The following is a 13,847-nucleotide window of genomic DNA, read 5'->3' on the forward strand; positions in this document are numbered from 1 at the left end:
AAAACATTTGAACTGGGGATCACTTTTTATGTTTAAACCAAGCTTGTTAACCTTGGCTATTTCGAGCGCTGTTTCTAGCGTATTTTTATTGCCTAATGCCGCACTTGCTCAAGAAGAAGTTGCAGCTAAAAACAAATCACTCGAAGTAATCGAAGTTACAGCAACAAGGCGCAGCGGCTCTGTGCAAAATGCACCGCTAAATATTACAGCCCTTGATGCAGATATTATGAAAGATCAAAATATCAATGAGCTTGCGGATGTAGCACGCTGGGTACCTGGTTTAACAATTACCGATCAAGGTGGCCGCTCTGGCTCGCCTATTATTGTTCGTGGTTTAAATACAAACTCGTCTGGTCCATCATCAGATGGCGGCACGGTATCTACTTATATAAACGAAATTCCAGTTTCGGTAGATATGCGCCTAGTAGATATTGAGCGTGTTGAAGTATTAATTGGGCCACAAGGCACCCTTTATGGTGCAGGCACATTAGGCGGTGCAATTCGCTACATGCTAAAACAGCCGGAGCTTGATTTTACATCGCTTGAAGTTTACGGCGACCTATTTCAAACAAAAGAAAGTGACTCTTTAGGTGGCGAAGGCGGTTTTATATTTAACCTGCCACTAATTGAAGACAAGCTTGCAGTTCGCGCCAGCTTAAACGTATATGAAGATCCAGGTTTTATCGATTATGGTTACGTAGTACGCGAGCCAGGCGTATCGTTGCCAGATCCAGATTGGAGCGACAGCTCAGCAGTTAATAACAACCTTAAAAATGTAAAAGACGCCAACGGCGAAACCACCACAACAGGTCGTATTTCTGTTCGCTTTAAACCAAATGAATCGTTTGAAGGTACGCTTAACTACTTTTACCAAAACCAAGACAGCGAAGGCCGCTCGATTGTTCATTACAACAGCCTTAATGCAAACAACGGTTTAAGCGACGTAATAGGTAAATACGAATCAGCTTATCGCTTTGAAGAGCCTCGCGAAAAAGAAGATCAATTACTAAGCCTTGAACTAAAAGCCGACCTAGGTTTTGCAGAGCTAGTATCGGCAACCGGTATTTCGAGCTTTGATGCCGACGGCCAACGCGACCAAACAGACTTACTTATTCGTCTTGATTACGGTTATGAAGAGTTTCCTTCGTTTTCAACGTTTACCCGTGAAATTGACGAAGAAGATACCTTCACTCAAGAAATTCGCTTAGTGTCGCAAGGCGACAGCGACTTTAACTGGATTGTGGGTGGCTTTTACAACAAAACAGAAACCGAAGCATCAAGCAGAGAGTTTACGCCTGGGTTTGACCAATTCGCTATCGATAACTTTGGTGGCGAGCAGCTAAGACCTGACTCATTAGAATACTTAGAGCTTACAAAAAGTACCGTCACTGAGTCTGCACTATTTGGTGAAGTTGGCTACCAAGTTACCGACAAATTAGATGTGACCATTGGTGCCCGTTTTTACAAATATGATATAGAGTCGCAAGCGGCTTTTGACTTCCCGCTAGCAAATACATTGTATGGTGGAGTAGATCCTGACGAAATCACCGTTGCATACGAAAAAGACGAAGCAGGCGATAACGGTAACTTATTTAAATTTAATGCTAAATACCAGTTCACTGACTCAGTAATGGGTTATGTAACAGTAAGTGAAGGCTTTAGAATTGGTGGTTCAAACGGTTTAGTGTCTTGTCCTGATCCTATTGTTGAGGATCAACAAACAGGCTGTGGTAAACCTGACGAATTATTATATGAAGCCGACACCACAACAAACTACGAGCTAGGCTTTAAAAGTACATGGTTTAGAAGCCAACTACACTTTAACGCCGCGTTATTTAACATCGATTGGGATGATGCGCAAATCACTGGCGCTACAGATATAGGTCAATTAACGTACCTTTCAAACGCAGGTAGCGCTAATGCAAAAGGGGTTGAAATATCAACTCGTGCAATTTTATCTGACTCGTTCTCGGTTTATGCAACTTATGCCTACACAAAAGCAGAGCTAACATCAGACGCACCATTTTTGTTTAATGCCGATGGTACCGATGGCGCAGAAGACGGCGACCGTTTACCAGGCTCACCTGAAAATCAATTTTCGATGGGTGTAAACTATCAAACAGACGTGTTTAACGACAAAACGCTTGATATTAACTACGGTTTAACTGCGCAAAGCGACGTGCTTTCAAGAGTAGGGCTTCGTGATAACGGCGAAACACTACCTGGTTACAGCTTAAGTAATATATCAGCTAAATTAACAGCCGATGCATGGTCAACTACGCTATATGTTGATAACCTATTCAACAAATACGCGGTTACATCCGTTCGTCGCTCAGATGCCGATATTACATCCGCTAATGGCGCCGACATACAACGTAACTACGGCCATTACATTAATCGCCCGCTTACGGTAGGTGTTAAATTTAACTACAAATTTGAAATATAGTTTATAGTAATTTTTAAACAATGTTTTAAGGCTCAAATTTATTTGAGCCTTTTTATTTTCTTTTACAAAATAATAATTACCAAAACCATGCAGCCAAATTTAAAGCAACTTCATCAAAGCGCAATACACTCCCTAAACCAAGGTAAAATAGAGCAAGCACACAAAGCCCTAGTGGAGTTAGTTACACTCAAACCAGACTTTGCTGATGGATATTTTTTGTTAGCTATGGTTAATTTAACTGTTGGGCAAATACACAAAGCAATAAAGCTCATCGAAAAAGCCCTTACCCTTGGCCAAAGTATTGAATACACCGCGCAACTTGCTAAATGTTACGCACTTACTGGCGAATTACAAAAAGCAAAAAACACCGCGCTATCAGTGCCATTAAAACAAATAACTAAAGCACTTGATGCCGACACACTCGGCGTTGCACTTACTCAAGCAGGCATTCACGAACACGCACTTAACTACTTTGAGCGCGCTATTACACTGGCTACAGCGGCTAACAAAGCTCAACCACCGTTTTATTATAACTACGGCGTAAGCGCTAAGTTTTTAGGACTATTTGATAAAGCTCAACACGCTTTTGAAAATGCCATAGCGCTTAACCCGCTGCATCATCAAAGTCATTTTGCATTAAGTGATTTAACTAAAGTAAGTAAGCAAAACAACCATATTGGGCGCTTAAAAAACGTATTTGAGCAAGTAACGCACCCCGATGAAAAACTGCATATTGGCCATGCTTTAGCAAAAGAGTATCAAGATATTGGTGAATTTTCAGACGCTTTTAACGCGTTAGAGCAAGGTAAAGTAGCAAAACGTGCTGTGCAGCCGTTTGATCATAAAAGCTCAACTGAGTTATTTGAACATATCAAACTCTTAAGTGAACAGCACAAACAAGCGCTAACACAAGGTAACCCAACGGCCGAACCTATTTTTGTATTAGGCATGCCCCGCTCTGGCACCACATTAGTTGAGCGTATTTTATCGAGCCATAGCGACGTGCAATCAGCCGGTGAATTACAAGACTTTGGCCTAAGCGTTAAAAAGCTAAGCCAAACACAAACACCTCACGTGCTCGACACTCAAACGCTCAGTAAAGCCTACGAACTTGATTTTAATCAGCTTGGGTCAACCTATTTAAACGCAACACGCGTAATAACAGGCAGCCATAAACACTTTATTGATAAGCTCCCGTTTAACTTTTTTTATATCGATTTAATAACCAAAGCACTGCCAAACGCTAAAATTATTTGTATGCTGCGCGATCCAATGGACACCTGTATTGGTAACTACCGCCAATTATTTACCATTAATAATCCCTACTATGCGTACTCGCTCGACCTACTCGACACTGCAAAATTTTACAGCCGTTTTTACAAACTAATGCAGCACTTCAGCATGCAACACAGCAATGTAAAATTAGTAAAATACGAAGAATTAGTCGCACAGCCTGAGCAACAAATAAAAGAGTTAGTCAGCTTTTGTAACCTAGAGTGGCAAGAGCAATGTATAGATTTTCACTTAAACACCGCACCAGTTTCTACCGCCAGTAAAATGCAGGTACGCCAACCACTTAATAATAAAGCAATAGGCCGTTGGAAAGCATTTAAGCCCAATACTGATAAAGCCGAAGATTACTTTTTAAAGCAAGGTATAGATGTTGAGTAAGTATTTTTTAAAAAATATAAATATATCCATCATTTTAATTTTTTTGTCCTGCGCCCATAGTAATGCAGTTACGATCAATACTGATATTAAAAATAAAAAACACTTAGAAGTAGAGGTATCAACTGGTCTAAAGTTGCCTCTAAATTTTGAACTATTAACTCAAAAAAAGCTTCTTAACTCACTAAATAAAAACGACAGCTGTTCTATCAAAGACGAACATCATGACAATCGATTTGTCTCAGTTTTTAAGCTAAGTTCGGGTGATAAACTGCTTGCGTTAGCTTGCCAAACCGGAGCATATCAAGACAGTTATTTAACCTATTATGTTAGAACGTCAACTAATATGGCTTACCCTATAACTTGGTCAGAACCTACCTTTATTGAAAATAAATGGGAGCTAAAACCAACTAATTTACTTACCGGCAGTATTGAGATTAGCGAAAAAGGGAATCAATTAAAGTCTCTGCGCTTATATTCTGCTTTTGGCTCTTGCGGCTATAAAGTTAATTACACCATTTTGTTCCCACAATTAATTAATCTAAAACCTAGCTCAATACATGCTGACAACGATTGTGGCAATGGCATATTAGTTGACGAGTGGCCAACCATTAAATAGCAAAGCAATAGGTCGTTGGAAAGCATTTAAGCCCCATACTAATAAAGCAGTGGAGTACCTTTTAAAGCAAGGTATTAGGGTTGAATAAACGTTTTATTTTACCGGTGGGAAAATCCAAATAGGCGGCTTTGTGCCAATGTAGGTCGGATAAGCGAAGCGTCATCCGACACAGTAAAATACCTTCCCAATTATTTTCAACATTTTATGTTGTCGAGTGGTTGGAGGGTGGCCATAAGCGGACCTTCATTATTCAGTCAATTCAAGAGGAAAAGACCAGGTTATACATACAGGTACTGCCCCAGTATGAAAAGTTCACTTTCGGGCAGTTAAACCGTGTATTGACGTTTACACGACTCACATTTTTACCCAACGTGCTGGCCACTTTGTCCCGTCTAAGACCGCAGCGGGACAAGAGATACGCGCCAATTTTATTTAACTATTAACACTGGGCAATCAGCTTTATTGGCGATCGTTTCTGCAACGTTAATATTCAAAAAATGAGAAAGTCCGGTTCTCCCATGACTGGCAATTACCACCATGCCTATATCACCGCTATTAGTCTCATCTAAAATCTCATTAATGGCATCACCATGTCGAATAACCGTTTCAATCTTTAAATCAGTATTCAACTGACCTAATAACTCATGCATTTTACTCGCCGCAGCGTCTTCCATATTTTTAGCTAACTCTTGGGGAGTTATCGCAAGGATCATATAATTCTCATTATCTGAAGGCTGATCAACAATGTGTAAAATACGAATGCCTACTTGATATAAATTCGCCATTTCAATGGCATATTGCAAAGCATGTGATGCAGTATCAGAAAAATCTGTAGGCCATAAAATATTACCTGTTCGCATATTATTCTCCTTCACAATCTAAAATCATATTTTTCAATGATATTACCAACTCCATAAGAATAGACTCGGCTCCATCTCAGCAAGTTAAGTGTAGTGAGTATTAAAGGGTTATCTATTGATTACGATCAATAAATAACAATAAGGCACTAAAAGTAACAATACCGCATCAATTTATGCTTATTGATTAGGCTGTGAATACAGAGTTTATTATTCTGGTTGTCGTTGTTGTTTCTTTTATAAGATAATCAATATTTGGAATAATTGGGGCTGACAGTCAGTTTTTCGCTCACAGTTGAACTCACAGCCATAAGCAGACATTGATGATCCCTGATGTGTGAAGTCCAGATTTGACCCCATTCGTTTTAGCGAGAGGTTATTTAATGGAGTTTAATATTTCGATAGCTTCTTCAGGTGTTGAACCAACTTTACATTTATTGAATGAAAGGTATTTTGGAGATACCCGTTGGATGGCATCTTTTAAACTTTTTTCTGTCAGAAAAACGTCAAAATAAGGCAGCGCTGCAGAAGCATGATGAATATCAAAATAGTGATTTACCTTGATATTTGATTGTTGTTCAACTAACCATGTACTTAAGAGTGTTGAATAAGTGTTTAAAGTTGGTAAAAAATTACCAAGCTTATTTTTGTACTTTAGATTGTTTAATATAATAAAAATTTGGTTAACATTCTCTTCATTATAAGATCCCATAACTTCTTTTAAAGCGTTAGCGATAAGTCCTTTTTTAAGCGCTAAATAAAATTCACTACATTGATTCTTAGCTGAGCTTCCGTATTTATCTTTCCTTTTTGCATTGATCATGCAAGTTGGATCTGGGTAGTCGCTCATGTTTTCACTTTTATCCAAAATCATACTTAGGAACTCGGAATCAATCGTTTTCCGCTCAAAAATAACATCTTGAACAACCTCATCGTATGATACATCGTCTCCATCAGAGCAAACAAATTTGCCAAAGGTATATGGTATCTGTGTCCAAACATATTGGCTTATTACATCTAACTTAGTGTTTAATTCTCCGTTTTTTATAAGTGTAATAAATAAGATCAACTCCTCAAAAATTCGTTCATGATAGTCTCTAATAGATATATTTCCAGAAAGCTGAAGAATTAGATCAAAACACTCTTTCAAAGTATCCTTATCTTTTTGTTTTACAAATTCATTAAGCACATAGTGCGATATGGGAATAATTATCTTCCCTGATTCATTAAGCTCAATAATTGTATTGTATAATTTTATTTTTTTTGCGCAGCTTACGTTATTGAGTTGAACATCTCTAAGGATAATCCAGAATTTAGTATCAAGGTAAACTATTGCTTTTTCACTCATAAATGAGTATCTACTTAAACATCGCTTTCTGTATGAATTCATTTTTTCTCTAAATGTATATCTAACGCGTATTAATGGGATCACGTCTTGTATTTTGCATGCAGGTAAAGACTTTATCACCGACCGCTGTTCGCTCTAGGCGGACTTCACCAAAGTGCCAATTGCGGACTGTCATGGCCTTAGACTCTTGTTAGCATTATTCTGCTTTTTTACGTAAAATTATTGTTTCTAGCTTAACTTGCTCATCTAAGTATTTTTGTAAATTCTTACGCCACAAATTAAAACCATAAATGCCACCAAAAATTGAAAGCGCAAAAGCCGTCATAGGAAACCAAATAAAAAATGATCGGTCGCTTTTTATACGTAAAAATTCTTGTGATATATATTCACTCTGCGCATTAAATTTGTCAGTTCCTTTTTTAGTATCTAATAACAAAAACTCTTTTTCTTTAACTTTATTGTACTGTGCTCGGTGAGAGTCATAAACAGAAACCACCGCATAAGCAGATGAAAGCATTAGTGCTATACAAAAAAGAGTAATGAATTTATAAAGGTTATCAGTAGGTAAATTTTTCACATCCATTTGCTACGTTCTCCATAATGCCAACAGCTTAGTGAACACCATTTTGGTGGTTTATAACACACCAAAATGGTGTTTAATAATGTTATCGGACAAAGTTAGGCTCCTACTCAAAGAAATAGGAATAAATTTAACTTTTTCAGTGTCCGGTTTTCGCTCAAAGCTGGCTTTAGCAAAGTGCCAGAAGCGAACATTAGTAACGCTGCAATCACGTGCTCGCCGCGTACATTTCCTTACTAAGTTTAATCTCCATAGGTTGATAAACCAAACCTGCCGATTCATCAATTTCGCCACTGCACTCAAACCCATACTTTTCGTAAGCGGTCACTGAAGATAGTGACGCGCTGACGGTTACAGTTTCTACCTTCGCGTATTTTAAGGCGGATAAAAGCAGCTTTCTCCCAATACCACTCTTTTGGCGTTCAGGACGAATAAAAAGCATCGAAACATGTCGACCTTCCTTTAACTCAATGACACCTTCGATATTTTCGTCGTTCTCAGCAACTAACATTAAGTTGTCGCCCTTCATTCTGCCAAGAAAAGCATTGCTAGCAGCAATACTCGAAAAAGTAATCTTCCCTTCCTCTGACAACGTGTCTGCAATAGAGCGTAAAAACGAAGCAATACAAATTGCACTTACAGCTTCAACATCCTTCTCATTCATTTTTCTGATAATCACCGAAGCTCTCCTAAAAACTTAATTTCCCACTTACGGGCACGAATATATAGGCTAAAATACGGAGCGAAGGTAGCCTACATGTTTGTGTCTCAACGAGCGCCAGAATGGAGTCAGTGGTTTGTTATGCGCTGCCTTTGGCCTTGATAATAGCGGCCTGATGCTTTGGTTTAAGAGGTAACTTTTTAAAAGGGCTAATATTTGTGCCTCCAGTATTCCCCGCAGGAACTAAACCTATAGCTGTTTTGGTTGCTGCACCAACAATGCGGAAAATTTGACCGATGCACTCTTTTGCATCTCCCTGTCTAATTGCCCAAGAAAACATAAGTAAATGCACTTTGACATGCCACCAAGTAGATTCTTGGCCTAATACGTGTGCATTTTCCAAGTGGTGAAAAGAATCAGAAGGGTTACCCATTATTTCAATTTTTTTTGCGATAGCGATTTCTGACAGAACACTTTTAGCGATGTTTTTAGAGAATTTACTAATCATATCTTCATCCTTTCCTTGGCGTATAACAATTTTATAATGCGCGAATTTCTTTACGTTCCTCGCTCATTTTCTACGTGATGTAATGTTTTAACAAATTATCTAAGATATTGCTATTATTAAGTTTTCTACTATTTTAAACAGAGCTAATTAAATTATATGCGCGTGTGGCTTATCTCCCTGAATACCTGAGTAACAAATATTGACCACATAATGAACTATTATATTTACTCAATGCCTGCTCATCGCTCTAAGCCAACTAGTAGCTACATGCAATTTGCAGATACTCAATACTTTAAAAGCCTTTGCTATATTACCAAGCTGAAGAGTAATTCCAACAGCATACTATTTTTGCGATTACAAAATTGCCATTTAATACAATACAAGACTCTAAGGCAGCATAATTGCACTAATATTAATTACAAATCGTTACTCGAATACACACTTAAAATAGGGAATTTATAATCGGCAAACGATACAGTTACTGATTGTGTTTCGTTGCCTTTAAAACCGAGTTTAAATTCCATTGGCATGAATCGGCTGCCATCAGCAAAAAGCGCAAGTAAGTGCTCCTCGCCTAATTCGCGATTGCCCGACGATAAGTTAGTTAGCGTTATAACAGCCCAGCGTTCGCCCTCTTCATTGCTCATTAATACATAATTAACGATTTTAAAATCCCCTTTTTTAGGGGTTATGTTGCTATCGTTTGCAAACGATAAGTGCATGCTATTTGGTACTGCACGGTCAACATTTAGCGCTTTGATAGAGTCGGCTTGGGTTGCCCACGAAAGCACCAATAAAATGATCACTAAGGCTTTATTCACTGTTAGTTCCTTTTTATTACCTAGTAAAATACCTAGTAAATTACGTAACAAATTACATAACAATAACTGTTTAAATTATATTCGCATTCCATACCTATTATGTAAACAAACAATCATCGCAATTTTACCCAGCACTTTGGCTGTGCCGCTGCAGACTAAGCGCTCATTCAGCGTGCTTGCGCTACTTTAGGGTAATAACTAGTGATAAGAGTAAATAATTCAAAGCTAACTTAAAGTAAAAAGCGCGATTAAACAGGAGTATAAACGTATGGCAAGCACACATAAAAACTCAACAATGGATTTATCTGATCCTAGTAACAGCATCCAAGTAAGAGGGGCGCGCGTTCACAACTTAAAAAATGTAGACGTTGACTTACCTCGTAACGCATTGGTTGTTTTTACAGGAATATCGGGCTCTGGAAAATCGTCGCTTGCGTTTGGAACGCTGTTTGCTGAGTCGCAGCACCGCTATCTTGATTCAGTATCGCCATACGCCCGTAGGTTGATAGATCAAGTTGATGAGCCCGATGTTGATTCTATTGAAGGACTACCGCCTGCCGTTGCTTTGCAGCAGCAACGCGGCGCGCCCTCGGTTCGCTCATCCGTTGGCAGCATAACAACTATTTCTAACGCGCTACGCATGCTTTACTCTCGTGCTGGCGATTATCCCAAAGGGCAAAGCATACTTTACGCCGATGCGTTTTCGCCGAATACGCCACAAGGTGCGTGCCCAGAATGCTCAGGAATAGGCCGAGTGTTTGAAGTAACCGAAAAGCTACTTGTGCCAGATGATACAAAAACTATTCGCCAGCGCGCCATTGAAGCGTGGCCACCAGCATGGCAAGGTAAAAACCTAAGCCGTATTCTTACTTCCCTTGGTTATGACATAGACACACCTTGGAACAAACTTTCTAAAAAAGCACGGGATTGGATTTTATTTACCGACGAAACACCTACTGTGCCGGTATACCCAGATTACACCTATGAGCAAACACAAAATGCGATAAAAAATAGCGAAGATCCAAGCTACATGGGAACTTTTTCAAGCGCTAAACGCTTTGTTTTACAGTCTTTTGCTACCACACAAAGTCCGCGTACAAAAAAGCGCGTATCGCAGTTTATGCAAATATCGCAGTGCCCTACTTGCCAAGGTAAAAAGTTAAAACAAGCATCGTTAAGTGTTAAATTTGCAGGGCTCGATATTGGCGAGCTATCTCAACTTACATTAAACGAGCTTGCTAAAAAGCTAAGTAACGCCGCTAATACCAAAGTAAATAAAAATACAAAGAAACCAGAACAAGCCATGGTTACGCAGCGCATTGCCAGCGATATTCTCACCCGTATTGAAGCACTAACCATGCTTGGTTTAGGATACTTGTCGCTTGAGCGGACAACACCAACGCTCTCACCCGGAGAGCTACAACGATTGCGACTTGCCACACAAATTCGCTCTAAACTATTTGGTGTTGTTTACGTGTTAGATGAACCTTCAGCGGGTTTACACCCTGCCGACACTCAAGCCTTGCTAAAAGCGCTTGATGAGTTAATAGCGGCTGGCAATTCTGTATTTGTTGTTGAGCACGATGTTAGTGTTGTTAAACATGCCGATTGGATTGTTGATGTAGGCCCTGATGCAGGTGTGCATGGTGGCGACATTATTTACAGCGGTCCTGTTGAAGGGTTAAGAAAAATAAAAAATTCGCACACCGGTCGTCACCTTTTTGCTAAAAACACCAGTCAAGAGTCTACTCAAAACAGCGCGCAAAAAAAGGAGCAAAGGCAGCCTAAAGTGTGGTTAAAATTGGCTGATATTGAGCGTAACAATCTTAAAAAACTCAATGCAGAATTTCCTCTGGGTGTTATGACAACCGTTACTGGGGTTTCGGGCTCTGGTAAATCAAGTTTAGTAAGCCAAGCCTTAGTAGAACTTGTTTACGAAGCACTTGGGCAAAAAGTAATAACAGAAGCCCCCACCGACGAAGCCGACTTACTCGAACAGGAGCTGCAAACACACACCAGCGGACAAATTATTGAAGGTATAAATAATATAAGCCGCCTGATTACCGTCAATCAAAAAGCGATTGGCCGTACCCCTCGTTCAAATTTAGCTACCTACACGGGTTTGTTTGATCATGTGCGTAAACTATTTGCTTCAACCCAAAAAGCAAAAGAGCGCCGTTATGATGCTGGTCGCTTTTCATTTAATGTTGCTAAGGGTCGCTGTAAAAACTGTGAAGGCGTTGGCTTTGTAAGTATAGAGCTACTGTTTTTACCAAGCGTTTATTCACCTTGCCAAGTGTGTCATGGCAAGCGTTATAACGAGCAAACACTAGAGGTTACATATCGTGATAAAAACATAAGCGATATCCTCAATTTAACGGTTGAATCGGCGCATACCTTTTTTGAAAACGAACCTGCAATACTACGAGCACTAGATGCACTTATGCAAGTAGGTCTTGGGTATTTGCGTTTAGGACAACCTGCCACTGAGCTTTCTGGCGGTGAAGCGCAGCGTATTAAATTAGCAACCGAGCTTCAACGTGCGCAGCGCGGTAACACACTTTATGTTCTTGATGAGCCAACGACAGGCCTGCACCCATCGGATGTATCAATGCTGATGTCGCAGTTAAATAAATTAGTAGATGCTGGCAATACCGTCATTATGGTTGAACACGATATGCAAGTAGCCCGCAATAGTGACTGGGTAATTGATGTAGGCCCTGGTGCTGGTGAAGAAGGCGGCTTAATTGTAGGGCAAGGGAAACCTACAGATGTAGCTCAATCTAAAATAAGCCGAACAGCACCTTTTTTGAATGGCGCAATTTAAAGAGCAGGTAAACACTAAATAACAAAAAAGAGCCAATGGCTCTTTTTTTTATTAGCTTTTTAAAAAGCGTTCTATTTTAGGTTTTACCGTAACCGACATTATCAGCATTATAGTTAAACCTATTGGTAATGCGGCTAATAACCCTTCAGCCCATCCAGTTACAAATACACGCATATCTGCATAGCCAATATTATTAGTAGCGGTAACAAACGCCATCACCGACTCCATGATCAGCGCCATAAAAACACTAATAACTAAGTTACGTTTTAGCTCGCTACTAGGGCGTGTTTATCTTTGTAGATTGAAATTTGTTCAATCTAGGGGCGATTAAATCACGGCGCGAGGTTTGTAACCTAGTGGGCTAAGTCAAAACCGAGCAACAAAGAGTTAATCGTCCCTAGAAAGAACCCAATAGGCAGCGCATGTTTGGTATTTATGCTGCGTTATCGCCTATTTATGGGGAATAACCACACTACATAGGCTCTGCCTTGCCTAAAAACCAAACATACTGCTGCAAATTCAACCACCAAAGATCAACACGCCCTAGGTAATAACTTAGCAACTAGCTTGTGCATTAAGGTCATCATTACAAAACCAATAGGCGCCATTACAAGTACTGCACTTATAAACGAGGTAAACCAGTCGGCATAAAAATGCTCTGTAACACCCACATTCACATAAGTCATAATGCCAGTTAGAGTACCGCCGATTAGAGTGATAATACTTACCATAACCAGTATTTTATAAATTACAGGTGTTTTTTTAGGCTCAACAATTACTGGATTTACTGATACGGGTGTACTCATTTTTGGGCATGCCTTAAGCGTTAAATAGATGATAAAATCAACTATAGTAAATTAATTGACAATATCAACTACTTTTTGAGCTAACCAATAATAAGCCAAATTCCAACTAACCCCATTAAGCTGCCAGCAATACGGTTCATCCATTTTATATTATCGCCACGGGCTAAAAATAAACGTAAGCTTTTACCGCCTGTTGCATAAGCCAACATGCTTAAAAACTCGGTGGTCATTATAACGCCAAGCAATACTAAAAGCTGAGGGGCTACTGCATGCTCAACACTTATAAAGGGCGGTAATAGTGAGATCATAAACGCCCACCCTTTAGGGTTAGCAATTGCGGTTACAAAACCTTGGGTAAATAACGACTTCCGACTTACGTCATTTGGTTTTGAGGTATCAACCGACATTTTGCCTTTGGCTCGCCACATGTTAACGCCAATATAAATTAAGTACGCACCGCCAACCCATTTTAAAATAGCGAACGCATCTGGGTAATTTAGCATTACGCTTGCAACGCCTAATACCGCAGCTATGGCAACACTTGCGACGCCTAACAGCTCACCTATCATCATCCATAATGTGCGGCGCACGCCAATACTCATACCGAGTGTCATGGCAAGGGTCATACACATACCTGGCGTTATCGACACAAAAAAGAAGGTAGGAATAAAAACCGCAAGTGCTGCTACATCAATCATTAATTTAC

At 39.6% G+C, this 13,847-nt stretch carries 13 protein-coding genes; 4 read left to right on the forward strand and 9 right to left on the reverse strand.

The window, feature by feature from the left end:
* The first annotated feature begins 28 nt into the window (after positions 1-28).
* The 3 genes from I6E82_RS06295 (at position 29) to I6E82_RS06305 (ending at position 4,733) form a co-directional block, all read left to right on the forward strand.
* Positions 29-2,446: a TonB-dependent receptor gene (locus I6E82_RS06295; RefSeq protein WP_197117166.1), complete on the forward strand. Its 2,418-nt coding sequence runs from the start codon at positions 29-31 to the stop codon at positions 2,444-2,446.
* A gap of 87 nt (positions 2,447-2,533) precedes the next feature.
* Positions 2,534-4,117 carry a tetratricopeptide repeat-containing sulfotransferase family protein gene (locus I6E82_RS06300; RefSeq protein ID WP_197117168.1) on the forward strand — a complete coding sequence of 528 codons (1,584 nt, stop codon included), beginning with the start codon at positions 2,534-2,536 and terminating at the stop codon, positions 4,115-4,117.
* Positions 4,110-4,733, forward strand: coding sequence for a hypothetical protein (locus I6E82_RS06305; protein ID WP_197117170.1), 624 nt, complete (start codon positions 4,110-4,112; stop codon positions 4,731-4,733). Before I6E82_RS06300 ends, I6E82_RS06305 begins: the two co-directional genes overlap by 8 nt.
* Before the next feature lie 428 nt (positions 4,734-5,161).
* On the opposite strand, the gene I6E82_RS06310 is transcribed toward I6E82_RS06305, so the two are convergent.
* The 6 genes from I6E82_RS06310 to I6E82_RS06335 form a co-directional block, all read right to left on the reverse strand.
* Positions 5,162-5,593, reverse strand: a complete 432-nt coding sequence (locus I6E82_RS06310; protein ID WP_024591890.1) for a universal stress protein — start codon at positions 5,591-5,593, stop codon at positions 5,162-5,164.
* A 373-nt stretch (positions 5,594-5,966) separates the two neighbouring features.
* Entirely contained in the window at positions 5,967-6,938 is a 972-nt protein-coding gene (locus tag I6E82_RS06315) for a hypothetical protein (RefSeq protein WP_197117172.1), read from the reverse strand.
* 196 nt (positions 6,939-7,134) lie between these two features.
* Positions 7,135-7,521 (reverse strand): hypothetical protein, encoded by a 387-nt coding sequence (locus I6E82_RS06320; RefSeq protein WP_197117174.1) that lies wholly within the window; start codon positions 7,519-7,521, stop codon positions 7,135-7,137.
* 205 nt (positions 7,522-7,726) lie between these two features.
* Positions 7,727-8,197: a GNAT family N-acetyltransferase gene (locus tag I6E82_RS06325; protein WP_331459155.1), complete on the reverse strand. Its 471-nt coding sequence runs from the start codon at positions 8,195-8,197 to the stop codon at positions 7,727-7,729.
* A gap of 121 nt (positions 8,198-8,318) precedes the next feature.
* Complete coding sequence (locus I6E82_RS06330) at positions 8,319-8,687, reverse strand: DUF3703 domain-containing protein (protein ID WP_197117176.1); 369 nt, start codon at positions 8,685-8,687, stop codon at positions 8,319-8,321.
* 416 nt (positions 8,688-9,103) lie between these two features.
* The gene (locus tag I6E82_RS06335) at positions 9,104-9,508 is read right to left on the reverse strand and encodes a hypothetical protein (protein WP_007375644.1); all 405 of its coding nucleotides are present in this window, start codon (positions 9,506-9,508) and stop codon (positions 9,104-9,106) included.
* A 268-nt stretch (positions 9,509-9,776) separates the two neighbouring features.
* Here I6E82_RS06335 and uvrA point away from each other — a divergent pair, with 268 nt between their 5' ends.
* Positions 9,777-12,335 (forward strand): excinuclease ABC subunit UvrA, encoded by a 2,559-nt coding sequence (gene uvrA / locus I6E82_RS06340; protein WP_197117178.1) that lies wholly within the window; start codon positions 9,777-9,779, stop codon positions 12,333-12,335.
* A 51-nt stretch (positions 12,336-12,386) separates the two neighbouring features.
* Here uvrA and I6E82_RS06345 read toward each other — a convergent pair whose 3' ends face one another.
* The 3 genes from I6E82_RS06345 to I6E82_RS06355 form a co-directional block, all read right to left on the reverse strand.
* Positions 12,387-12,575 carry a DUF2798 domain-containing protein gene (locus I6E82_RS06345; RefSeq protein WP_231615234.1) on the reverse strand — a complete coding sequence of 63 codons (189 nt, stop codon included), beginning with the start codon at positions 12,573-12,575 and terminating at the stop codon, positions 12,387-12,389.
* Between the two features lie 293 nt (positions 12,576-12,868).
* Entirely contained in the window at positions 12,869-13,141 is a 273-nt protein-coding gene (locus I6E82_RS06350) for a DUF2798 domain-containing protein (RefSeq protein ID WP_231616875.1), read from the reverse strand.
* A gap of 80 nt (positions 13,142-13,221) precedes the next feature.
* Entirely contained in the window at positions 13,222-13,839 is a 618-nt protein-coding gene (locus I6E82_RS06355) for a LysE family translocator (protein WP_197100773.1), read from the reverse strand.
* Between the last annotated feature and the right edge of the window lie 8 nt (positions 13,840-13,847).

It is taken from the genome of Pseudoalteromonas sp. NZS11 (assembly GCF_015864765.1).
Lineage (GTDB): Bacteria > Pseudomonadota > Gammaproteobacteria > Enterobacterales > Alteromonadaceae > Pseudoalteromonas > Pseudoalteromonas arctica.

Coding starts and splice junctions, on each gene's coding strand:
- I6E82_RS06355 (WP_197100773.1), bottom strand. CDS start 13,839: ATGATTGATGTAGCAGCACTTGCGGTTTTTATTCCTACCTTCTTTTTT.
- I6E82_RS06345 (WP_231615234.1), bottom strand. CDS start 12,575: ATGGCGCTGATCATGGAGTCGGTGATGGCGTTTGTTACCGCTACTAAT.
- I6E82_RS06350 (WP_231616875.1), bottom strand. CDS start 13,141: ATGAGTACACCCGTATCAGTAAATCCAGTAATTGTTGAGCCTAAAAAA.
- I6E82_RS06320 (WP_197117174.1), bottom strand. CDS start 7,521: ATGGATGTGAAAAATTTACCTACTGATAACCTTTATAAATTCATTACT.
- I6E82_RS06295 (WP_197117166.1), top strand. CDS start 29: ATGTTTAAACCAAGCTTGTTAACCTTGGCTATTTCGAGCGCTGTTTCT.
- I6E82_RS06330 (WP_197117176.1), bottom strand. CDS start 8,687: ATGATTAGTAAATTCTCTAAAAACATCGCTAAAAGTGTTCTGTCAGAA.
- I6E82_RS06310 (WP_024591890.1), bottom strand. CDS start 5,593: ATGCGAACAGGTAATATTTTATGGCCTACAGATTTTTCTGATACTGCA.
- I6E82_RS06315 (WP_197117172.1), bottom strand. CDS start 6,938: ATGAGTGAAAAAGCAATAGTTTACCTTGATACTAAATTCTGGATTATC.
- I6E82_RS06300 (WP_197117168.1), top strand. CDS start 2,534: ATGCAGCCAAATTTAAAGCAACTTCATCAAAGCGCAATACACTCCCTA.
- uvrA (WP_197117178.1), top strand. CDS start 9,777: ATGGCAAGCACACATAAAAACTCAACAATGGATTTATCTGATCCTAGT.